The sequence below is a fragment of the Rhizobium sp. N122 genome (assembly GCF_002211295.1).
Lineage (GTDB): Bacteria > Pseudomonadota > Alphaproteobacteria > Rhizobiales > Rhizobiaceae > Rhizobium.
On record NZ_LOKU01000050.1, the window covers coordinates 1 to 23,276 of the forward strand.

Sequence of the window (23,276 nt, forward strand, 5' to 3'; positions counted from 1 at the left end):
TTTTTCAACGACCATTGCTGCTGATCACTGCCGTTGAGCCGGCTCGCTATGCTCTCCCTACCCCTGGTTTGCAGCCAATCACTAAACTTTCGTTGATTGCTGGCCAGTCTCCAGACGACTCTCCTCTTGGAAGTCGAGGCCGATCCGAGCTTGCTCAGCTCTTCGTTGGCCAAGGCATCAATCATGAGGGCGTCGTCGGGATAAGGATCATGTATCTGGCGCCCCATCAGGCGCGGCCCAGGTCCAACGGCTTGGAGTTCTTGCCCCTCAGGCGCGAGCCTCCTGAAATGAGACAGTGCTGACTTAAGACGGTCCTGACCATCCCCACCGCTTGCCCAATAATCCGCGATATCAACGGCTAGTGAATCTGGATCGTTTAAAAGCCGAGAAGCCATCGAATCTCTGTTCTCTGCTCGGAGCCAACGAGCGAACCCCCTAAGAATCCCTAAATTGGTCGTCAAGGTACGCTCGGGAACCCTTCCGTCCCCTCGGCCGATGCTACCGTCGGGTAGAATTTCGTAGTTTCGGACTGCTTCCGCGAACTGGTTGATGCGGGACTCGTCATCGGAATGCATGTCCCGGTCGGCGGGGCGACCACGCTTGGCGTAATCGACGCGAACCTTGGTTGAGACCACGTGAGTCTCCGTTGCGGCATCGACGTCTTGCTGCCCCGAACTCCGCGACGACGTCTTGCCGCTGCTCAATCCGAACGCCTTCTTGAACCCTGACGCCATGCGCGACGTAAATCCGCGGCGTTTGCCCTGCGGCGGCGCGGCGACTTCGCCCGCCTCCGCCATATTGCTCGATGTCTTGCTCCCCGAGCCGCCGAATCGCAAGCTGCTGGAGCCCGCCCGAGAGACGTCTATGCTGTGGCGGGCGCCGCTCAACGAGTTCTCCGGCGCCAACGACTGCGGCGTCACTCGCATCGAACCGCCCACGGATCTGCGACGCGGCACACGGTCGCCGGCGTCACTGTCGTGCGAACCGAGGCGCAAGTCGCTCAGATCCTGTTCCACATCTCGTCTCTGTGAATTGTACTCCCGGATCCAGGCGTCCGTATCGAAAGCTCCGGTCACGCCTTCGATCCACTCACTTACTTCGCGAGAATCGTCATCGCGCGGCTGGTTCCGTCTTGGGTACATCGATGCCGGTCCTCCGGAAATCAAATTTGGAACCTCGATCCTATTGACGCCGGACGGCTCTCCTTCCCGTCGAAGCAGGACGAACAGTCGCCGATAGCCGAAACGCCGACGCTCGTTTGCAAGGTCACGCAGCTTTGCCCGCAGCGCCACCTCCGGCGGTCGGCAGGACCGATAACGCACCGTCTTGCGGTCGGCGGATATGATCTGGCAGGCCCGCCGCTCCGAAAGACCCATCACGGCCTTCAGATGCGTGACGGCTTCACGCTTGGCGGCAGGCCCTACCATTTTTTTGCAAGAAGCTCGCGGAGCGCGGCCGCATCCAGCATCTGTTCGGCCAGCAGCTTTTTCAGCCTGGCGTTCTCGTCCTCAAGCGCCTTCAGCCGCTTGGCCTCGGACACTTCCATACCACCGTACTTGGCTTTCCAGTTGTAAAACGTCGCTTCCGAAATCCCGTGCTTACGGCAGAGGTCGGCCGCCTTCGCGCCTGCCTCCTGCTCCTTGGGTACCGCAATTATCTGCTCTTCGGTAAATCTCTGCTTCTTCATTCGTCCGTCCTTTGATGGGCCGGACTCTAATCATTTCTGGAGGAAATTCGCAGTGGCAGGTCACCTTCACCACCTAAGGGGTCTACGTGGCTCCGCTTTTCCAAAGCATTTTAGAATATCGATTTTGCATGATGGCGACCAGTCCGGTTGCACTAGCATATGCGTAATCTGCAATTGGAGACCAACAACGGTGAAAACAGAACAGGCCCGCGGGGCGGTAAATTTTCCGAGACGCCTCTAACATTCAAGCTAATCTTAGCCCTGCCGCGGCGCAGACACCTCCGACGGACTGTCAGCCGATTCGACGATGGTCTGGCGAAGGGAGCCACGCTTTCGCGGATCCTCGAGGCTTGGGCTGAGGTAAAGGGATCAGGAGCGGCGCATGCAACGCGCACCGCCCGCTTCATCGAGTCTAGCAGTCACGTATCCGCTTTATAGGCCGGACATGTGAGCGCACCGTTCCCATGTGAAGCGACTGAAAAGAATGCGCTTCATCACACCTTTCACTCTCAGGAGAGACCGCCATGGATAACTCAGAACGATCGCTGCGCTACAACATTTCCGAGGAAGATGATCGCACCCGGGCCATGGCGGGGTGGATCGAGAATATGACCGGGGCACAAATGCTTACGGGCATGCCGTCCCGATCAACGCCAGATCCCCATGCTCTTTCGCCTTCGTCGCCAACGCGACCATACTCGCTCTCTTCCGAACCTCCAATTAAGGTGCTCGACAGATCGACATTTGCCAGAAAAGTAAGGGAATTTTACGGTGATGAAATCAAGCACATTTCCGTCAATCCACAAGAGTACTCGCCCTTCGTGTCCTCTAAAGCCCTGCGTACGGCTACCATCGCTCGACTCTACGGCGGCACCGACAATGATACGCCCAGCGCGCGATATTTCAGCTATGATCTGGGAGAACGAAGCGTTGGGCTTTTAAGAACAGAGGATGGATTTAGCATCGAAAACGAGCCGTGGCGGGAACTATTTCCCGGTCGAAGAAGAATCACGTCGATTGTAGACCTTCGCGTTACTCATCCGCTTGTCGAGAACGCAGGCGATATTCTGCTCGAACATCAACTTCAACTCGACGGCGAACAGCCGTTGATCATGTCACGTCCCGCTACGCCGGAGATGGGAACCCGTCTAGAGCAGATGGGTTTCGTTGATGTGGGTGAAAATCGCTGGGTGCTCGACCCTACGCAACATCCCGACAAGTGGACAAAGAATAGCAAGGGTGGATGGCAGCGCGCCGACAAACCTTGGAGTTATCTCTCTAAAACCGTGGAGTATCTTAGCGACGATGAAGCAGGTGTCGAGGAGCATTCGAGTGACGCCAGTGTCGAGACAGATTCATCCGATGATGACCCGTCTTGGTACTTCGAACACCTCAATTTGAACCGCGGCTAAAAGCTTGCCTCATCGTGAGGACTTTTTGCGCCGCCGGCTGAGTTGATACGCCCTTGTATTACGGGAGGACGCAGGCGAAGATTAGAGACTGCAATAATTGCTGCGACTCTCTGCGACGGCCCGCCTCATGCTGCACTCCGATCCTGCCGCGATGCAGATTGGCGGGGCTGGCTTCTGGGTGGTCCGCAACGATATCGCCGTTGGGGGTATCTTTTGATAATGGCCGTCGGGTTCGAAAACCTTCTGGTTGAGCCCCTAAAAGATCACCCAGGTACTCCCCAGGCGCCTCATGAATAACGACACCGAAGCGCTTGAACTCGAATCGCTCGTATCCGGACCCGTCGCCAAGCCCAAGGCGACCGTCCGACACGATGTCGATGAATGATCGACGTGCGAGCTGACCGGAAACCGCACGGTCCGGTCGACATCATCGGGACGCGCCCATGGGCCCCATCGGCACGCGTCTGCGAATAGCGGCGAGATCCGTCTCGTCGGCGCGTTCCAGTTCTCGACCATCGGCGTGCGCACATAGCCGAGCTCTTATGGCCGTCAGGCCCACTCGACGCGACGCCAACTCGCAGGCCAAACTTTTCGTGATCAAGATCAGGCCCCTTCCAGGCAGCGTAGCCGTTGCGTCTGGGATCGCCCAGCAACCCGCCCAGCGAGGCCACATTGAAGATCACAGGGCCGCGCGGCAACGCCGCACCGCACCGTTCCGCTTCCAGGAAGATCCACGGCAACGACAATGTCGCCGTTTGTCGCAAAGGCATCGACCAGAGCGCGGCCAATCCCGCCTGCAGCGCGTGTAATGACGGCGGGTGTCTGCTTGCTTCATGGATTAGCTTCTCCTGCTCCGGCGTATGCGATCTAACGCTAAAGGAGCCAGATGACAGCAAGTTAGCACCACGTCCCGGAAAAGAAGAGTTCGGCACCAGCTGAACGCGCCGCTATTCCGCCTCGGCTTTCATGCTCTTTGCCGCTTCCGAGCGTATAGACCGGGTCGTTAGAATGCGATGTTCCGATCGGCTGCCTGAAACCGAACCGCTCAATCTCTGGCGACGCCGCCTGCTGTGTCTGCTCCTCGAGCCAATCATAGACCACTGTGCGGTCGGCAATTCTCCACTCCCCTTCCCTTTTCTGAAAATGGTCGCAATATCGACCACATAGGAGAAACCTGGCAACGTATGATCCGGCCGCAGTCCGGCCCTCGTTGGAGCGCAGTGAAGTAGCTCTCGACAGCTGCTTCGCCGGGCTGATAAACTCAATCAGAACGTTGGTGATCTGGTGGATGTTGCGCGGTTCGGTCTTGAAGACACCAAGCGTGAACTCAATGAATCCCTCGGCGGAGCCCGTATACGCTCCGTGAACGTCCTGCGCATCAGGCCAGAAGGAGCTGCGCAGCCCCGCCTCGTCCGCCCGTCTATCCCGCGGCAATACCGATAGGACAGTCGCGGATCGTTTCGCGATCATGCAATTCGACCCATTTTCGTGGTCCATGGCCCGTCGCAAGTCTGGTCTTGAGTTGAAAATGGCGTTCTATGCATCTGCGAACGGACATTCGCGCCGTCGGCGCTTGACTTGGCCTCGCAATGCCACTTCCCAGGGAACGTCTGTGAACTCAAACAGCGTGCGTAGGACAGCAACTCCCGCGCAATCAAGGACCATTGATGCGTTGGATTTTGTCTGCAAGAACAGCCAGGGCCTCTCTGCGCTTGTGTGGAAGGTAGCTAACGGTCCATTCGGCGACAATGCGGTCGACGAGTTCGCCAGAAAGAGCCCAATGTCGACTGGATCCCCGTTTGCGGCCGCCGGGGCTGCCGGTGCCTGTCTCGGCGAAGTCTCCTCCAAAGCCTGTATCCGAACGATCCTGCCTGGCTCCCAATCGGGCTCGTCTGACCGAGCGGGAGCGGCTGATCGACGCGAGGGAGAAATCTGGGGCCAGGCGGCTCGCCTCTCGGCGTCACCCCACGTTAGGCTGGTTATGCCATCCGCGGGCATCAAATCGGGGTGAAAGAAAGTTCTAAGCCTGGTGTGGTCGAGCGGCCCGACCTGCCCTCCTCAACTCAAGCACTCGAGGCGAGCCGCCATTTTACCGGCGTAGGTCTATTGTCGAATGCCTGACAACCCTATGTCGGGTCGCAAATGGAGGGAACCGGACAAAAAACTCTAACCAATTGAAACCTAACGCAATTTTCATTGGCATGGCCCTTGCTTCTTGAACCGGGACGTTAAGCAGCAACGGAGCCTTTAATGCCCCCACCAATGATTTCGCTCAAGAACCTGACCAGCACGACAACTATGAACCAACTGCTGGCCACAGCGAAGTCCACTGCTTGCGCCGCGTCATTGTGCGGTTCGTCCGCAAAGCCGCACCACGTCGAGCCGGCTGTCTGGGAGAAAATCACGGACCTTTCCTGCTATTTAGAAAAAGCGCACTACTATTTCGCGCGCATGCACGTCGTAGCCGCACCAGCTTGCAATATCCAGTGCAACTACTGCAATAGTAAATACTGCGCCAACGAAAGCCGGCCTACGCCTGACCAGGCGCTGCGAAAGGTCGTTGCGGTCGCCAATGAAGTCCCTCAGCTTTCCGTGCTCTTTATCGCCGGACCAAGCGATGCCTGTTATGACCGGAAGAAGACAAAGGCGACATTTGCACGCGGAGCCACAGAGGTCCCCGATATCAAGCTGTGTCTTTCAACCAACGGTCCGGCAGTGCCAGACCGTGTCAGCGAGCCTGCTGACAAAAATGTTGATCACTTGACGATCACCATCAAAATGGTCGATCCGAGAGCCGGCGCGAAGATATCCGCGCCACTGCAGGGCCGAGCCGCAGCTCAGCAGAAGCCCGGATACAAGCAGACCCCGCGAGCACATAGGCATCCAAGTCTCGATATTCGTCCAACATGCCTGGCACTCTCGGGCGCAGCAGCGCTGAGCCCTTGGTCATCTCCCCGCGCAAAATCCCCGTTTGCTCTCTTTGATGCTTCGGGAGCATCCCGATCACCGCTTCTTGTGTCAGTCTGCTCCCGTCTCCAACGCTGCGGCGACCTCCTTGCGCAGCCATTTATGCTGCGGGTCGTGATGGCACCGCTCGTGCCAGATGAGCATGACCTTGTACGGTGCCGGCTCGAGGGGTGGATCAACAACCCTAAGCGGCAGCATCGCGGAAACTTGGGTCGCAACGCGGCGCGGGACGAGCAATACCAAATCCGTCCCCGAAGCCACCACCGCTGCCGTGAGAACGCTGGAAAAAAGTATGGGACTACGATCCTCTCGCAGGTTGGGCAAGTGGTCGTAGATCGGGCCGAAATGGTCGGGGGAGTCCGTACTGATGGCAGCGTGACGCAAGGTCGCGAAGTTGTCGATCGTCCATTCCTGCGCCAGCGCGGGATGGTCGTGGCGCAACAAACACGCGAAGCGGTCTGTATAGAGACTGCGCCGAAAATAGCCAGGCAGTTGCACGTCAATATGCCCAACGGCCAAATCAATATCACCTTGCTCAAGCCCCCGCACGGCACGATCAAACGGCAAACAGGCGAGTGTGTCGAGATGAGGGGCACGCTCGCGTAACCACGGCAGGAGGCGCGGTAGTACGGCCAAAGCTTGATGATCGGGGATCGCCAGCGTTGCCCCCCTCCCCCATTCTTTTGAGATTACGCTGCGGCTTGTCACCATCTCTCGGATCGTACGCAGTGCCGACGGCAGCCTTTGAGCCAAGTGTTCGCCTTGCGGCGTTGGGATCAAACCCGTTGAAGACCGCACCAGCAGGTCATCATTGAACATGCCGCGCAGCCTTCCCAGTGCCCGGCTCATCGCCGGTTGACTCCGCCCGATGTGCTGGCCCGCGTGCGTCACGTTCCGGTATTCGAGCAGAGCCTCGAGCGCGACCAGGAGGTTGAGGTCTATTGATGCCAAGTTTATCTGGTGTCCAGTGAGGCGCTCTCCTCTCCAATCTTGCAACATCTTTCGCCTATAAGCGAGTTGATCCGTCACCTCTTTTTCTACATAGCGTTTCATGACGTTCATTCCTCAACAATCAATTCCGGGTCCAACGTTTTCGAGTTCATCTCGGCGGTGGAGCGCGGGTGACAACCTCATGGCATTGTGCCATCACGCGTCCAAGGGGCGGCCAGATCTGTGTGACGATGGCGATCACATGGAACATCGGGGTGTCCCACAGGAATATAGCGCCCGTGTCGACTTCCCCGAGCCCGTTGCAACAGTCTCGGATCCGATGCTGGGGTGCTTGGGTGAAAGAGGCGCACGCGCTCGAGCACAGCGTTGCAATAGGCCTCGGTCGCATAATACGCGATGCGGTCGATGTCGCTCAGGTGAACACCTGCAGATGCGAGGCAATATTGAATCGAACGCGTTGGTAACTTGTTGGAGTGCTTGATCCGGTTAAGGCGCTCCTCCTCGACCGCCGCTATCACTCGCCCGTCGCGAACGGGAACCGCAGCCCCATCGTGCATAAAGGTGCTCGGTAGATCGGACGAATTTTCGTAATCTTTGCTTAGACCGCCACTGAGCCCTAGACACAGCATGTTGCTCTCCAGTTCGTTTCGGAAGGTAGGTCGCTCTGGCCTGGCCACCGGCCTTCGTAGTTTCATAGGGTGGCGCTTGACAGTGCAGCTAGAGCTCACGGGGTCGAAGCCGATACCATTAGTGACCGGCGCGGCGACATTGCCGACAACCGATCCTGCGCAACCTTCTTGATCATTGTTGCGACGCCGCACAGAAACCCGGGCCGAAGCGCTTGCAGCAGAACTGCCTAACCTATCCACATCACTCAATCCTTCATATTTCGGCCCGACAGCCGCAAGAAAACATCACGAGGTTTGGTGGCCCTGCAAAAGGCGCAGACCAAGTCCTCGCGGCTGCGAGCGCGCCTGCTCTGGCTTCTAGTGATTGTGGGAGATGCACTCACAGGTTAGTCGACCAGGGAACAGTGCTTCTTGTGAGAGCCCTATCAGCACTGAAACGGGAGAAGCAACGGTGAAGATTCTGCCCGATCACGACCAGCGTAAGATAACAATCGAGGCCAGGCAACTGACAGAGGGCTCCAGGTCGAATTTCCAGCATCGTCTCCGCACCTGAGGATCCATTTTTTTAGAACTCCACATAATCTACACAGCGCTCTTCAGCGTTTTCTAAGGGCAATCGTTTTGAGCAGTAAAATCGTTTTTGTGGATGGAATGCGTGCAAAAAGGAATGGGTGGATCATAGCAAGGCGAGCGGCACTTTCAAACAGCGGCCGTGATGATCAACGTTTACGGCAAATCCGCCTCCGACGTCGGTGCCGACGACCGACCTCGGAAATCCTCGTGTATCGTCGTACCCGCAACACTCCTTCTCTACTCTGGTTTTCAGCCGATAAACCTAGCCGCAGCTTCGCCAGTCGGCACGTCGATAAGCGTGATCGGGCTTGCTGCAAGGAAACGGCGTTGGTTGTTGGTCGGCGCTGCCGCATCCAGCACCGCAAAACGTGGTGCGTTGGATCGCGTCATGATCCGTCGGGCGTAGGTGCGCAGCATCTGGTCGTTGAAGCGGCAGCCGATGAAGAAGAGCCTCTGTTGGTGCGCCGCTCCTTCACCGCTTCGCTGACCCACCTGAGCGGCGGAACTCCTTCCGTCGCTGATGAGGCCGTTGATGGCCTGCTCGCCCGGCCTTCCGGTGGGTCGGCCGGCATCGAGACAGGCGATTATTACGCGGCGGGCGCGGCGCGCGAGGTTTCGATGCGCTTCAGTCCATCGGTGATGGCCGCGAGCCCTTCCCGCAGCGTCTGCCCTATAGTGCCCGGACCGATGTCGATTGGAGGATTGTCAAGCATGGCCACAATGTCGCTGCCGTTGAGATAATCGAGCTTCTTCTGGACTGTGGTTCGGACACGCTCGGTCGCGCTCGACAGTGCCTCACCGTTGCGTTCGGTGATGGCGGAGAGCTGATCTGAAAGCTCTCCTCCGAACTGCAGGAAGATGTCGTCGACATACCTCCACGTTCCGCCGCGGGCTTCCACATCGACCATCTGGTTGATCTTGCTCTTTACCTCATCCCGCAGCGTCAAGGCAGTGTCGAGATGAGCCTGCCATATAGCTATGATACTTTCGACCGAGTTCTCGATGGATTTGGTCCTTTCGGGCTGGTCTGCGATGCCAAGAAGGACCAGAAGTTGATCATCATTACCGAGCCGCGGGACCACCGCTGCGATCAGACGCTCCACAACCGCGCGCCTACGGGCTGCATCGCCTAGTTCCTTCGGCCATTGCGACGACACTATCTTCGCAATCCTCTCAGAATTCGCGTTCTCTAGCGGATAAGAAAGCTGTCGCTCCTGAGCCTTTGCCTTGATCAGACGGAACAAGGACTCTACTACCTCGTCTTGATCGAGAGCGCCCGTTGGAACTCTGTTCAGATCGATCCCATTCACCACGACCTCTTCGCGGCGGTCGCCGTTTGTCTCGCCCTGCCCCGCCCCATCGGGCATGTCATCCACATATTGAAGATTTCGCAGATTCTCAGGATAGGCCAGCATCAACAGAAGTCGGCCGGCGAAGTTGTGCAGCGTTGCCTCCTGCTCTTCCGGAGGCGTCGCAGCCAGCACACGTTGCAGCCAATCCGCGATCTTCGTGGTCAGATGGGACAACTCTGCGGTCTGTCCCGCGCCAATTTGCGCGCTGAGACTTACTGCGTGATTGGAAATGGTCGCGGCCGCGGCGGCAATGCCCTCCTTCACTTCCGGGAGAAGCTGCTCCAGGAGCTCAGCCCCGCCTTCACGCTTGCTTCTCTCTTCAGTTTCTTCAACACTCCCTGCAGAGTTCCCTTCCGCGCTATCGAGCGCCGTCATCGGCCGATTGAATTCTTCAGAGTCGTCGGGTGGAAGAAATTGGGAGTTCTCCTCGGCGTTCATCTCAAACTGCTGAATGTCTTCTTCAGTTAAGATTCCTGCTTCCTGCATGTCAGGCAACCTCATGCGGAAGTTCACGAAATACTTCTTCATCACCTTTTGGACCTGCGGGAACCCGGCCTTTCCACCATCAGCCAACTTGACGAGGATAACGCCGTTTTCGTTCATCCTGCCCGTGCCTCTCCGCAGAAGCGAAAAGTTCTCCTTACTACTATCCTCATCATCTTCAAAAGGCATGTTTTTCAAAGTTTGTGCCAATCCATTGAGCTTTTTCTTACTCACCAGGACAGCAGGCTTCCGCAGATCGCCAACCGTGCCGACCGCAAAGCAGAACTCCAAATCCGCTCTGTTCTTCGTCTGGTCGATCAACTGCAGAAATTTCTTCGCTCTTGTCCTATTGTGCTTCATTCCGGCCATTATATCTCTCCAGTTTCCTGTTCTAGATCAGTGTACGTCGGTTGATAGGGTGGGACAGGATCTGATCACCCAACTTCCCGAAGATCTGCCTGATGGAGGTGACCGCGCTCTCCAGCGGTCTAGTCGAGCGGGAAAGCGGCGCGCCGAGATCAAGCGACGATCGCCGCCAGTCGCAGCCGTGACCGCCTCCGATCCGGCCGGCAACCGACATGCCGACCTCTCCCGCCGCAGACCTGCGTGGGCGTCTCGTGACCCCATAGGGCTTTCCCAGCGCCAGTCGGATGCTATCCCGGCGTTCATAAGAAATCTGGACATCGGAATTCTGACAGCAGATTGCGGGACAACGGGCTCATCACGCTGTCAGGCTGGAGGTTAAAAACCGCCCAATGGCGACCGGACACCAGTCGTACCTGAATAAGGTCCCCTCCTCCCAATGGCTGCTTATCCGCCTCATTTAAGAGGCGAAACAGCGCCCAATGGCCGCTCTTAGAGAGGGTGGCGCCTTGAAAACCGATGAAAGCGACGGAAGCGCCGCCGACGCCGCCGGCCGTAGGCCAATGGAAATGCATGGCCGCGGCGGCCGTTCCTCGTCGATGTTCGAGGCGCTGGCCGTCGATGTCTACCACCACCTGGTCTGTCAACGGATCGGTCTCGGCGACGGTGAGCAGGAATCCAACTGACACCTGGCCGGCATCATCGAACATGGTGTCGCGGATCGTGGCTGCCCGTTGGAACTGGGCCAAGGTATTGCGGCCGATAGGGAAATCGACACCGCTCGTTGGCCGAAACTGCCACGAACCTTTGGATTTGTCGACGAATGGGGAAAGGTTCTCGGCGAAGAAAGTGTCGATCTCCGCCTTGCGGCCGAACAGCCGGGCGAAATCGCTCAAAGGGATATCCCGGCGGGATCCGCTCGCGAAGGGATACCGTCCTTCGGTAGCCCGTCGGCACAAATCGCCGGGGCCGCCCGCCCAACCGCTCGCCAACCCGCGCCTCATGCCGCTGACGGTTAGGTCCGAGCTGTGGCGGCTGAGGCCGAGGATCCATTGCCGGATGGGTTCGGGCAGATCGGCCGCCCCCGCCTCGATCTGTTGGATGGCGACGCCCGCCTGCCCGTTGTGTTCCAAGATGTTCGAACCCGCCAGCCCCTGCGCCTGGCTGAGGGAGCGATACAGTTCGCCGAGATCCCGGAGAGCACTGTCGATCGGCGCCTGCGCGCCCGCTTGGCTGTTCGACGGCACTTCGACCAGCTGGTGCAGCCACCGGAAATGATCGCCCATATAGAGCTGGACGTGAGCTTCAGGCGTGTCCGCGGCCGGTTGAGACCGGAACAGTGCCTCGAGCTCGCTTGGCAACACCTCGCCCTGGGGGACACTGTCACCTTTCGTCAAGCCGTCCTCGGGAGCCGGTGGTTGCTTGAGCTTTAGCTCCTGCGCCGCCGCGAAAAGGAACAGGCGCATTGGTGACGTCGGCGCGGACAGCGTGTTCAAGGTGCGCAGCGCGTCATCGATACCCCCAGACGGGCGGATGGACATATCGCCAATGAGCTGGTCCCAGCGCAACGCGAACTCCTGAGCGTAGAGATCCGCCGCCGAACGCCGCAGCTTCTGGCTCACATCACCGGCTGCAATCGGCGCGACTACCTGTGAGTCGAGAACCCAGCCTTCTGCAGCGACAGCGTCAGCCACTTGCGGCAGCAATCGCAGGAAGGTTCCGTAAAACCCCGCCCTCGTGTAGATGCCAGGAACCCCCTCGCTGAGCGGCTGTCCCGATTTGCGAGCCAGGACGCCCTGCGCCAGCGGCCCGGCATGGTCGGCCAGACGCCAGGTTGGCGCCCGCGAGGCTTCGGGACTGGTCGCGATGATGTCGAGGACGCGGCGCGCCATCGAGACGGTCTGGAGCTTCGCGCGGCTCCTCTCGATCAGTTCGCCATTAAGCTCACTATGGGGCAGCGGCCCTTCCATGAGTGCATCCAGGTGATCAGCGAGCGCGCTGCGCAGGCCGGCATCGGCTTCGGCCGGAAACATCACTCGCCAGTCGGCAGCCATCCAGTTTTTGACGACCGCGCGCTGGAGCGGACCCTGCTGACCCAGCATCAGGTAAACCTTTAACGCCTGGTAGACGAACTGATCATCGTCGTGCCGCTCGACCAATAAGGTTTCCAACCGGAACATCAGCCGCGGCAGCAGGATGGTGTTCACGGCGCGGCGGTACGCCGCGAGCGTCTGAACCTTGATTTTCTTACTCTGGTCGAGACCCGAACTTGATAGGCGGCCGCCCGCGCTGTCGCCGTTGGCATCACGCAGCCGCTGAAGCAGTGGCAGGATGGGTCGAAGATCGCCACTCTCAACCCGGTCGAGCTTCAGCTTTTCAGCCCCTCTGGCATAGCTGCCAGCCATTAGGCGAACGCTCTCGATCAGCTGAACATTCCGAATATAGCTGAACGTCCATAAGACGCTGGCGGTAACAATGACCGCCGCTATCATCGTGTAGGCGCCATACCGGATCCGCCGCTGGCGCCGATCGAAGCGGTGATTGGCATCGACGAGCCCAGCTTCGGCGAAAACGACTTCGCGCAGCAGCCGGCTGATGAAATAATTACGGCCCGGGCCACGAAGCGCTGTACAGGGCGGCTGAGCGATCTCGAAGGTCTGAGATCTGGCGTTCGCAACTCGATCGAAGGGCATGCCAATTTGCGTGCCGCTTAAGAAGTAGACGCCGCGGAGCATAAGCGGTTCCTGGAACGAATTCCCGCCAAAGGCTTCCTTCAAGAACTGTTGCGTCAGGTGCTTGAGGCTAGCGACCTGCTGTGGGAAGCCGAACATGAGCGCACGACGCTGGAGGTTGCTTTCGTGCTGCATTCGTTCAAGCAGCCTTTCGTTTAGGCGGCCAACAAGCGCATCGTATGCTGCGGCAAACGCCATCGGATCGCCTTCGTCCTCCGACGCCTCTTGCGCAAAGGTGAACCCCCACACCGCCTCCCGCCCCTCGCGACCCAGATCGTCGAAGAATTCAACAAATCCCGCCAGCAGATCGCTCTTAGTGAAAAGCACATAAATCGGCAGTTGCAGGCGAAGCTCCCTGTACACTTCGAGGAGCCGCTCACGGATACAGCGCGCGCGATCGGCGAGCACTTCCTCGGATGTAGAATTCAGCTCGCTGATTGCGATCGTGACTAAGACACCGTTCAGCGGCTGCCGTGGCCGGGAGCGTCTGAGCATACGAAGCAAGCCACGCCAAACCGCTTTGTCCCGGTCTGCATCACCCTCCTGTATCGTGTAGCGCCCAGCAGTGTCGACGAACACCGCGTCATCGGTGATCCACCAGTCGCAGTTTTCCGTACCCGCTAACCCACCGGCGGCTCTCAGACCGGACCTTGCCGCCATCGGAAAGCTGAGCCCGGAATTGACTATTGCTGTGGTCTTCCCCGAGTTGGGCGGACCGATCATCACATACCAGGGCCGCTGATAGAGCCACCGCCTGCTGATACCTCCTGCGTAGCGGCGCCCCTTGAGTGTGGTAAGGGTCTCGCGGAAACGATGACGAATCGCCTCCAGCTCTCTTTCAGCAAGCGTGCTGGCTTGCCCCACACTTCGGTCGGAAGGCCTTGGGTCTCCCTTCTTCTGCTCGGCCCCACCCGCGTCCAGCGCTCCCGACACTCGTGATTGGACGAGGTCTTCAAAATAGGCCTGAACCTTGTAAAGCTGGGACTGGATCAAGTAGATCACGGTGTATCCGACCGGAATCAGCATCGATGCCGCGATCTGGCTGCGAAGGCTGTCAAGCGGCGCAAATCCTCCGACCGAGATATGCGGTCCGAGCGTGAAGATTAAGGCACATACGATCGCCGCCCCGCCGACACGGAGCCATTGCCACCTAAGCGCTTTCTTGATTGACTGCATGGCTTGTCTTCATTGTGTCTTTGTGATGATGATTTGAATCCGACGGTTCCGCGCGCGGCCCTCGGGCGTGTGGTTCGAAGCGACCGGTTCTCCGCTCCCTCTGCCCTCTTCTCGCACGCGGCCTGGGTCATCCATCATGGATTTGATAATCTCGGCAGCTGCGCTCGCACGCGCGAGCGAAAGGGAATCGTTTGAAGGGAAGGCGAGTGATTGCACCGGAATGGCGTCGGTGTGCCCGGTCAGGAGGACCGATCCCGACTCACCGTTCAGAGAACGACCAATTCGTAAAAGAAGCGGCAGGAACATTTTCTTCACTTCCGGACTAGCAGAATCGAACATCCCGGAGGCGCGAATGATAACGACGATCTGCTGTGGGTCCTCGGACACAGTGACAAGCCCTTCGCGGATTTCGGGCTCGAGGAAGTTACGCAGTCGGTCGCTGCTCATAACAACCTTTGGTGGCAATGCGATTCTCGCCGATCTGACAACGCCGTTCGGCGGCAATGTCGCGATATCGTTGAAGACAGCGTCGGCGCGGGCATTTAATGCATGCAGGAGTCCGGTATAGATCGAGAGGAGTAATCCTGCCCCAAACGCTACGACGGCCCAGATTGGAACGATTGTGCGGCGTGGCTTCGGATTATTTGAGTTCCTCCGCCAGTGCGGGGATAGTTCGCGCTCGAAGTCACCACGGGCTGCTCGGATCAGGCGGTAGACGTCTTCGCACAGCACACTGAGCTCTGCGGCTCCTCCCGCAGTGACGCGGTAGCGGCCTTCGAAGCCCAACCTCATGCAGTAGTAGAGCAGCTCCAGCAGTTCTATATTGATGGCCGGTTCATTTTTCAATTGCGTCAGCAGATCGAAGAAGCGCTCGCCGCCCCAGGTATCGCTGAACAGCGATCCCACCAAGCTGCGCGTCGTCCAGACGCTGTTGCTGCCCCAGGCTGTGTTCAGAACGATGTCATCGATGGTCGCGCAGAGGGCGTATTTGCAGACCTTGATCGCTCGCGAGGGCAATCCGAGCGGCGTGATCCGACGCTCAAAAGCATCGATCTCCCGCAGCACCCTAAGGCGCAGTGCTTCAACGTCGATATGGCTAGCACTGCTCTTGAGCTGAGCGCTGAGACCCAGCAGCGCCGCCGCGGCCGCGACCAGTGGATTAAGTCGGTCGAGCGCAAGCATCTCCCAGGTAAGTTCGTCCGCCACTGGCGATGACGGCGAAGGGACAGCCAACTGCTCCTCGGCGTGAAGGAGGACGAGTGGCTGGGATTTTGGCATCGTTTCCTCAATCACCATCATCAACCCGCCCACTTCCCTTCGGAGCGGACGCTCTCATCGTGGGATCGGCGGGCGGGTCGACTACGCTCTCGCACTGGGCGCGCGAAGTCGGCGCCGAAGCTCCGGAGCAAATCGGTTTCGATGCTCGATACGACGTCATTGAAGACGCGCACGTACGCACTCCGGTTTCGCGCCTTATGGTTGCGGTGCAAAAGGGAACGGGGCCGCCCCATCGCCTTCTCGATCCCTGCTAGGGACAAGCGTGCACGGACGCTGGACAGAGCCTTCTGCACAGCCGCGAATGACACGTCATGCGTCCCACGGTCGGTGAAGGCTTGCTCAACGGCCAGGTCTCCGCGGAGGGACCCGCTGGAGTCATTGCACAGAACTGCGCGCAACGCCTCACCGACATCGGGAACGAGACTCAGGGTTTTTTCGTCGGAACTCTTATTTCTGAATGATTGTTCGCCAGCTCTCGCTCGGAGAGTATGCTGTGCAGCGCGGCGGAATACAGAAGCATTTTCCCTGCACGATCCAGCACGCTTACGATGCCGGCATTCCGGACATCTGCCAATGATAAGCCGCAGGCGGCAAGGAAAGCCGTGACCGCCGCTCGATGATTCTTGGCGAGATGATTGCTCCACCTTGGGTTGCGTCAAGATGGGGGCCCGATCTGGCACACTTTCTGCGTAGATATCCCACGGACTTCTCATCATGCCCGCCAGCGCGTCTAAACGAGTGCCTAAGAACGGCAATGGTAGGAACTCGCCGTCCCTCAGGTCCAGCAGCGCTTCTTCACCCCGGGTGCAATTGCCCGCCAGGAGCGACGAGGCCGTTTCGAGGGGGCCAAGAAGACTCAACTCCTCACTTGTCGCTGCAAGTTGTCCCTCCGGTTCGGCGGCACTCTCCGCAATGGATATCGAAGGCGACACCGCGACGACATCGGTCATATAGGCGCCGATCTGAATAACATCGCTGGTTTTCCGGGCGACCGGCGCCTCTGACGGAAGCGGCACCGCCTCGTCATTTTGACATGTGTCGTCGCGGCCTCGGTCGATCAGTACGTATCGCCGTGCCATGCACTCGATTGAGCAGTGGGATTTCGAGACCATCTGCTGATCATCCGGCAGAACCAGGCTGTTGCCTGCTCGGCTTGTAGTCAGTCCACCAGCCGCGTCGCCCGGCACGAGATATTCCGGAAAACTACATCTATTGCTGTGTACACGTAGCGTGAGGGGCATTGGTGGGCTAACTCAAATGTGGGTTCTGTCCGGCTCGGATGGCCCAGAGAGCCATTTCGAGATTTGGGAAGTCGCCAGCAACGTGCAGCGCCAAGCCGGCGGATTGGGGCATATCCTTCCAGAAGCGGCTATTTTGATCGATCTCGAAATAGCTGAATCCAACATGGAACGGGATCTGACGCGGCGCGACCGGTAGGGGATTGATGATAATGCCGGGCAGTGCGACATTGACGAGTTCCGTGATTTTCTCCGCCGGGCCGATCTTAATCTGAGACGGGAACTCGCGCCGGAGGCGCTCGACCTCAATATCAGCCCGAGCAGCCAGCACGAAGCTCGAGGTCGTAAAGAGAGAGCGGTCGGCCACCTCAGCCACATGGACACCGTATTTTTGCCGCTGCAGCGGTACGGGGACCGCAGTCTGCTCAATCACTGCACCCAGCGAAGCCCGGATCGACTGTATCACTGGCAAAAACGCCTCCGCGAGAGAGTCGTGCTTGTAAACACCAAGGGTCGGGGCACGTTTATCGACGCGGGCGAACGTGGCTAGTTCACCCGCCAACTGGAGCATGAGAACATACAGCGATTCCGGATTTACAACGGCGGCCTTGGACAGGTGGCAGAAGTACGGCTCGTACCGATTGATCGCCTGCAGCAGAAGGAAGTCCGCGAGCTCTGCAACCCGGTTCGTTCCCGACTGGGAGACCCGAGTGGCCAGAGCTTCACCACGATGGTGAAGCAGGCCGGTGATCTCAGTGATGTAGTTCGAGAGGACCCGGGAGCTGGCGCAGTCGGGGGTTGGCGGCACGTGCGTTTCGTCCAGAATGATCTGTCGGTCGGCCCGGACCTCTATGATACGGGCGATTGGGATGCAAGTGTAGCCAGACCGGTCTGCCGCGTCCGGCAGCAGTCGAAAATCCAGCCTCGCTACGTCGATGGAGGCGCTGCCTCGCTCGCCAGCGTTGGTGTCGACAACATCCTCAGTGGAGACTGCGAAGCGGATAGGTACGTCAATTCCCGCTTGCGCGTCGGTTTCAAGAGCGCCGGGTTGATAAAACGGTACCGCCAAGTGAATAAGCGAATCTCGAAAATCCGGCGGAACGTCGTAGGGAGTTGGCTGGTTGGCTTCGTCAGGAATACTGAAGGGCATCCCGTCCTCCAAGACGCCGCGAGCCGCTTCGATGGCGATCTTACCGAGACCAAGCAGCTCTCGATTGAGCCGCAGCTCGCTGATACCCCACCCGTACCCATGCAAAACCGCCGTCCTGCTGCGCACCAGCTGTTCGACGTGACGATCGGCCTGCTGAAAATGCTGCGGGCGGAGGAACAAGCCCTCCGACCAGACGACCCTATTATTCCACGACATTCAAGACTCGCCTCGCGTCCACCTGACAGAACGGCTTTCTCCGTAAAAGTAGCAGAGCTTCACTGCCCCCTTGCATGCACATCTGATATCCAACAATGCGCTGGTAGAAGGGCATCGCGTGTCGGGACAGCTCAGATATGCAAGCGCCGAAGCTCATCAGGATTGGTCATGAGCCCCCTTGCAGCGCGACAAGCAAGGGGTCTCATCTAGACTGTCGCTCAGTAGCCCGTTGCCCTCAGAGCCTTATTGGTCGTTCATGTTCACACTGACCTACAACGCGCCAATTCGCCTGTCCTGTCACTCGTACGGGATGAATCTCGCAAATGACCGCCCGGAAGCCTTGAGACCCGGCGCCGCAAGTACGGGGCCAAAAGAGCAGCGCAACAGGCAAGGTGACACGTGATGCGCATTGCCTCGTCGAAAATGTTCCTGAATACGCTGAGGCAGTGCCGCCGCCAACATCGTCTTCACGCGCCGCCGCCCCTAAAGCACCTTGACGACCAGTTTAGCGATTAGACAACCACCTCCTGGACACGATCCACGAACCGGTTGCAGTCCCGGTTCGCGCCAGGTGCGGGATAGCAGCCCTGGCGGCATGGATCATTCATGCGGCGAAGATAGGCATTTCCACATTTGGTGATGCCCAATAGCTAGCGAATGGGATATGCGCTGCGCCTCATGTTGGCGCGCGAGCACATGCAAGATGGCACGGTGGAGATCGACCGTTTTCATCTCGGTGAGCGACCGAGAATGGATCCGGACGGTCTACCGCCTGGACGGGGCCGAAAAGGCCTTTCGATACATGCAGGGCGCGCGACGGCGAAAGGGATCGAACCGCAACCTGCCTGATGGGCGGTGAGGCGTTCATGGCGATTGGCAAGAGCTTTGCTACGCATGAGAACGTAAAGCATTCGAGCCGCGAATTCGTCCAAGTCGCCGTCCACTCGGTGGGAGGTTTCAAGTCCCGGGTCCGCCGCACCATTGCCGGCGTCTTTCATCATATCAGCCCGCAGCATGCCTTGTCTTTCCACGAGATCGGCTTCCGCTGGTCACAGCGCATTGTTACGGGCCAGGCAGTGCGGATACTAGTCACGGGTGCCGCCGGCGCTGCGATTGCTGCAAGTCTTTCGCGCTATTACCGGCCGGCAATGCGCAGAAGTCCGGATGCCGGGATCATCGTTAAATCTCCCAGCCTTTTGTGATAAGGCCGCGTTGTTTAGCGGAAGCCAGCAAGGAGTTCGAAGACGAAGGCCGACCTCACTGGCGCCGCAATTGGCGACAGTTGCCACTACCCTGGTATCGTTGGGCCAATCCCACCATAGAAGAGATCATGTCGATGTTTCGTCGTAACCGGCTTGCGCGGCACCGGCGGCCGTCAGCGTTGATAGCAATCCGTGCCGATCGCCACATCAAGCACGGACCTCCGGTCTGGAGAACGGGTCGTCGCTGCATCTCTCGAAGGATCGCCGCGTTATGGGTTCACGCAGGAGCTGCGCCATAGCCGCTCACTAACCGGATGCGAGCATATCACCTGTGCATGCAATCCAATACCGGGACTGCGCTAGTTTGAATCGCGGGCTCTTCTCCGTGGTTTTTGAGGTTCTGCTGCAATGATGCGTTTACGCTACCAGTTATCAACGGCCTGGCCATGTCTTCGGGATCTGCCGGCCTCCCGTCACCTGAGCTCGATTCCGCAGAGCCGCCCCATGCCACAACAGCAAAAAACGGGACCCACGGTGATTGAGCGGCGTCCGAACGAGGCTCGGCAAGCTGGAGCGGTCGATGGTCGCAGTCGCGCCCCTTGCACTCTGGTTAAGTCGCTTGAGCCCCTGATAAATTCTGACCTTCCGTCAGCAGTCGGTGCCCGACAGCTGACCCCTTGTTTCCTGAAGGCCATATCCCAGGGGGGTGAGCATGGTTGACAGGGACCCTCGGACTAAGGGGCAGGGCTCTTCGCGGCCGGATGAGGGCCGGCACCCAGCGGATCAAAGAGCGCAGTCTTCAGTGGCGCGTGTCGATCAAGTGGCCGACAACTTCAATTCGGACGACATCTGGCAAGAGAATTCGGTATTGCGTTACGTGGAAAGGCTAAGCGTCGACCAGCCAAGCCCGCCGACCGAGCTTCAAAGCCCTGAAGAACAAACCCCGCAAATGATGGCTGACATGACGGAACTGACGAGAGTTCCGGTCGTCCCGGCAGAGACCGCGTTCAACCTCACGAGGACAACAGATGAATACAATAATGCCGATCGCACTATTCACCTCGTCGAGGGCCAGCCGCTGGAGACTGGCCCTCAGCGCGGGGGGCTGCATGGCCTTGGGAATTTAGAAGCCTCAGCGGTTGCCGGGCCCACCGAGGTGCCGGGTGGAAGAGAGGAGCATTCGGCCATGTCCGAGGTGCCCGCGGAGCCCAGCGATCCGACCGGTGGCGGGCGCAAGAGGCGGACTACTGAGAAGGACGCAGATCCCAGGCCCAGCCGCAGGCAGACGTTATATGCTCAAAGGCCGCTGGCGTTGGCGCCTGATCTCAGCGCCGCGAATGCCGGCATAATCGTGGGGGCCTCAACCGGCGATCTCGTCAATCGAGCGGCGTTCCGGACGGTGTCGGCCCAGGACCAGGCGAGGCTGGACGAAATCGCCAGGCAGACACCGCGGCAGTCGAGGCAGAGCAAGGGGGCGTGGGCGGACGCGCTGAAGGCGGCCCATCCCAATCTCAGCGCCGCCGATGCCGCCGTAATCGTGGGCGTCGTAAAGCGGGTTATCGCCAGGAGGGCGGCGTATCGAACGGTGTCGGCCCAGGACCGGGCGAGGCTTGACGAGATCAAGGCGGCGACACCGCAGCTGCCGGGGCAGAGCAAGGGGGCGTGGGCGGACGCGCTGAAGGCGGCCCATCCCGATCTCAGCGCCGCCGATGCCGCCATAATCGTGAATGCCGTAAAGCAGGATATTGCTAAAAGGACAGCGTTCCAGACGGTGTCGGCCCAGGACCACGCGAGGCTGGACGAAATCGCCAGGCAGACACCGCAGCTACAGGGGCAGAGCAAGGGGGCGTGGGCGGACGCACTGAAGGCGGCCCATCCCGATCTCAGCGCCGCCGATGCCGCCGCCATCGTGGGCGCCGTAAAGCGGGTTATCGCCAGGAGGGCGGCTTTTCAGACGGTGTCGGCCCAGGATCAGGCGAGGCTGGACGAAATCGCTAGGCAGACACCGCGGCAGGGGGGGAGCAAGGGGGCGTGGGCGGACGCGCTGAAGGCGGCCCATCCCGATCTCAGCGCCGCCGATGCCGCCATAATTGTGGGTTCCGTAAAGCATAATATTGTAAAAAGGGCGGCGTTCCGGACGGCGTCGGCTCAGGACCAGGCGAGGCTGGACGAAATCGCCAGGCAAACACCGCGACAGTCGAGGCAGAGCAAGGGGGCGTGGGCGGACGCGCTGAAGGCGGCCCATCCCGATCTCAGCGCCGCCGATGCCGCCACAATCGTGGGCGCCTTAAAGGACGATATCGCCGTGAGGGCAGCGTTCCGGACGGTGTCGGCCCAGGACCAGGCGAGGCTGGACGAAATCGCGGCGGTGACACCGCGGCAGGGGCGGAGCAATGCGGCCTGGGCGGACGCGCTGAAGGCGGCCCATCCCGATCTCAGCGCCGCCGATGCCGCCACCATCGTGGGCGCCGCAAAGGACGAAATCGCCAGGAGGGCGGCGTTCCGGACGGTGTCGGCCCAGGACCAGGCGAGGCTGGACGAACTCGCTAGGCAGACACCGCAGCTGCCGGGGCAGAGCAATGCGGCCTGGGCGGACGCGCTGAAGGCGGCCCATCCCGATCTCAGCGCCGCCGATGCCGCCGTAATCGTGGGTGCCATAAAGCAGGATATTGCTAAAAGGGCGGCGTTCCGGACGGTGTCGGCCCAGGACCAGGCGAGGCTGGACGAAATCGCGGCGGCAACACCGCGGCAGGGGGGGAGCAATGCGGCCTGGGCCGATGCGCTGAAGGCGGCCCATCCCGATCTCAGCGCCGCCGATGCCGCCACCATCCTGGGCACCTTTAGGGACGATATCGCCAGGAGGGCGGCGTTCCGGACGGTGTCGGCCCAGGATCAGGCGAGGCTGGACGAGATCAAGGCGGCGACACCGCAGCTGCCGGGGCAGAGCAAGGGGGCGTGGGCGGACGCGCTGAAGGCGGCCCATCCCGATCTCAGCGCCGCCGATGCCGCCATAGTCGTGGGTGCCGTAAGGCGCGATATCGCCGTGAGGACGGCGTTCCAGACGGTGTCGGCCCAGGACCAGGCGAGGCTGGACGAAATCGCTAGGCAGACACCGCAGCTGCCGGGGCAGAGCAAGGGGGCGTGGGCGGACGCGCTGAAGGCGGCCCATCCCGATCTCAGCGCCGCCGATGCCGCCATAATCGTGGGTGCCTCGAAGAAACGGATAGCCAGGAGGGCAGCGTTCAAGGTGATATAGGACGGCTCATGACTCATCACCACATTCCCTAGGAACTGCACCATCATGTGCGTTGGTTGTCCACCACGGGATTGCATGAGCATGTGAGAGCGCCGAATTTTTCTTCAGTCTGGAGGCCAATACCTGGCTCGAGATCGATATTTAGGGGCACGACGGCCGGCGCATTCCGGCTGACTAACACGCCGAGAGCGACCTCGTCTTCGACGGTCGGGAGCGCAGAATGTCGGCTCGCATGCCGCTGCGACCATCAGCCCGCTCCTCGCAAGATTGGCGCCAAGGCCGCCGTCGAACGATGGCGACGAGGCAAGTTTTTCCAAAACTTTCTTTAGCATAGAGGTAGAAGGATCGCTACAGCGGGGTTGCAGTGCGCGGGCGGCTAGGGTGACTAAGTGCTTGCACTCCACGACCGTCAAACGGGGTCGGTGTCCGTCAATTCGAAATCGCAGGGATCTGCACGAGAGACCGCGTGGTTGCCCTGCACGACTAGAGTCTGTCAGCGCTAATCGGAATCGTGCGGAGATTCCCTTGCCTTTGATTTTGTGATTCAAGGTCATTGCTGGTGTGGAGGCCGGCAATGATGGTGCGACCTCTTTCTCTGGATTTGCGAACGC

Annotated in this window: 9 protein-coding genes and 7 pseudogenes; 4 read left to right on the forward strand and 12 right to left on the reverse strand. The window is 59.6% G+C overall.

What is annotated here, in order from left to right; translation table 11 throughout:
• Window positions 1-1,142: pseudogene (locus ATY75_RS35240) on the reverse strand (hypothetical protein); the annotation flags it as partial.
• A 60-nt stretch (window positions 1,143-1,202) separates the two neighbouring features.
• A pseudogene (locus ATY75_RS26735) lies at window positions 1,203-1,687 on the reverse strand (transposase); the annotation flags it as partial.
• A gap of 524 nt (window positions 1,688-2,211) precedes the next feature.
• Between ATY75_RS26735 and ATY75_RS26740 the strand changes: the two are divergent.
• On the forward strand, window positions 2,212-3,099 hold the full coding sequence (locus ATY75_RS26740) for a host specificity protein (RefSeq protein ID WP_085861385.1): 888 nt from the start codon (window positions 2,212-2,214) through the stop codon (window positions 3,097-3,099).
• A 117-nt stretch (window positions 3,100-3,216) separates the two neighbouring features.
• Here ATY75_RS26740 and ATY75_RS35245 read toward each other — a convergent pair.
• Both ATY75_RS35245 and ATY75_RS26755 read right to left on the reverse strand, forming a co-directional pair.
• A pseudogene (locus ATY75_RS35245) lies at window positions 3,217-3,481 on the reverse strand (LLM class flavin-dependent oxidoreductase); the annotation flags it as partial.
• 515 nt (window positions 3,482-3,996) lie between these two features.
• Window positions 3,997-4,569 (reverse strand): nuclear transport factor 2 family protein, encoded by a 573-nt coding sequence (locus ATY75_RS26755; protein WP_164517823.1) that lies wholly within the window; start codon window positions 4,567-4,569, stop codon window positions 3,997-3,999.
• A gap of 780 nt (window positions 4,570-5,349) precedes the next feature.
• On the opposite strand from ATY75_RS26755, the pseudogene ATY75_RS26765 reads away from it, so the two are divergent.
• Window positions 5,350-5,907, forward strand: a pseudogene (locus ATY75_RS26765) (radical SAM protein); the annotation flags it as partial.
• A gap of 210 nt (window positions 5,908-6,117) precedes the next feature.
• Here the strand turns inward: ATY75_RS26765 and ATY75_RS26770 are convergent.
• The 8 genes and pseudogenes from ATY75_RS26770 to tssK all read right to left on the reverse strand — a co-directional run bounded on the left by ATY75_RS26770 (window position 6,118) and on the right by tssK (window position 18,207).
• Complete coding sequence (locus tag ATY75_RS26770; RefSeq protein WP_012489527.1) at window positions 6,118-7,128, reverse strand: LysR substrate-binding domain-containing protein; 1,011 nt, start codon at window positions 7,126-7,128, stop codon at window positions 6,118-6,120.
• A 239-nt stretch (window positions 7,129-7,367) separates the two neighbouring features.
• Window positions 7,368-7,646 (reverse strand): annotated as a pseudogene (locus ATY75_RS26775) (carbamoyltransferase N-terminal domain-containing protein); the annotation flags it as partial.
• Window positions 7,647-8,468: 822 nt separating this feature from the next.
• A pseudogene (locus ATY75_RS26780) lies at window positions 8,469-8,663 on the reverse strand (hypothetical protein); the annotation flags it as partial.
• 143 nt (window positions 8,664-8,806) lie between these two features.
• Complete coding sequence (locus ATY75_RS26785) at window positions 8,807-10,423, reverse strand: hypothetical protein (RefSeq protein ID WP_012489526.1); 1,617 nt, start codon at window positions 10,421-10,423, stop codon at window positions 8,807-8,809.
• 296 nt (window positions 10,424-10,719) lie between these two features.
• A complete protein-coding gene (tssM, locus tag ATY75_RS26795; protein ID WP_085861380.1) occupies window positions 10,720-14,325 on the reverse strand; it encodes a type VI secretion system membrane subunit TssM in 3,606 nt (1,201 codons plus the stop codon).
• 9 nt (window positions 14,326-14,334) lie between these two features.
• A complete protein-coding gene (icmH, locus tag ATY75_RS26800; protein WP_012489524.1) occupies window positions 14,335-15,624 on the reverse strand; it encodes a type IVB secretion system protein IcmH/DotU in 1,290 nt (429 codons plus the stop codon).
• The gene (locus tag ATY75_RS26805; RefSeq protein WP_280950618.1) at window positions 15,624-16,844 is read right to left on the reverse strand and encodes a type VI secretion system-associated FHA domain protein; all 1,221 of its coding nucleotides are present in this window, start codon (window positions 16,842-16,844) and stop codon (window positions 15,624-15,626) included. Before ATY75_RS26805 ends, icmH begins: the two co-directional genes overlap by 1 nt.
• A gap of 7 nt (window positions 16,845-16,851) precedes the next feature.
• On the reverse strand, window positions 16,852-18,207 hold the full coding sequence (gene tssK, locus ATY75_RS26810) for a type VI secretion system baseplate subunit TssK (RefSeq protein ID WP_016737477.1): 1,356 nt from the start codon (window positions 18,205-18,207) through the stop codon (window positions 16,852-16,854).
• A gap of 642 nt (window positions 18,208-18,849) precedes the next feature.
• On the opposite strand from tssK, the pseudogene ATY75_RS26820 reads away from it, so the two are divergent.
• Together ATY75_RS26820 and ATY75_RS26825 are read left to right on the forward strand one after the other, a co-directional pair.
• Window positions 18,850-19,409, forward strand: a pseudogene (locus tag ATY75_RS26820) (transposase); the annotation flags it as partial.
• Between the two features lie 961 nt (window positions 19,410-20,370).
• Window positions 20,371-22,665 carry a hypothetical protein gene (locus ATY75_RS26825; RefSeq protein WP_245317641.1) on the forward strand — a complete coding sequence of 765 codons (2,295 nt, stop codon included), beginning with the start codon at window positions 20,371-20,373 and terminating at the stop codon, window positions 22,663-22,665.
• Window positions 22,666-23,276: the final 611 nt, after the last annotated feature.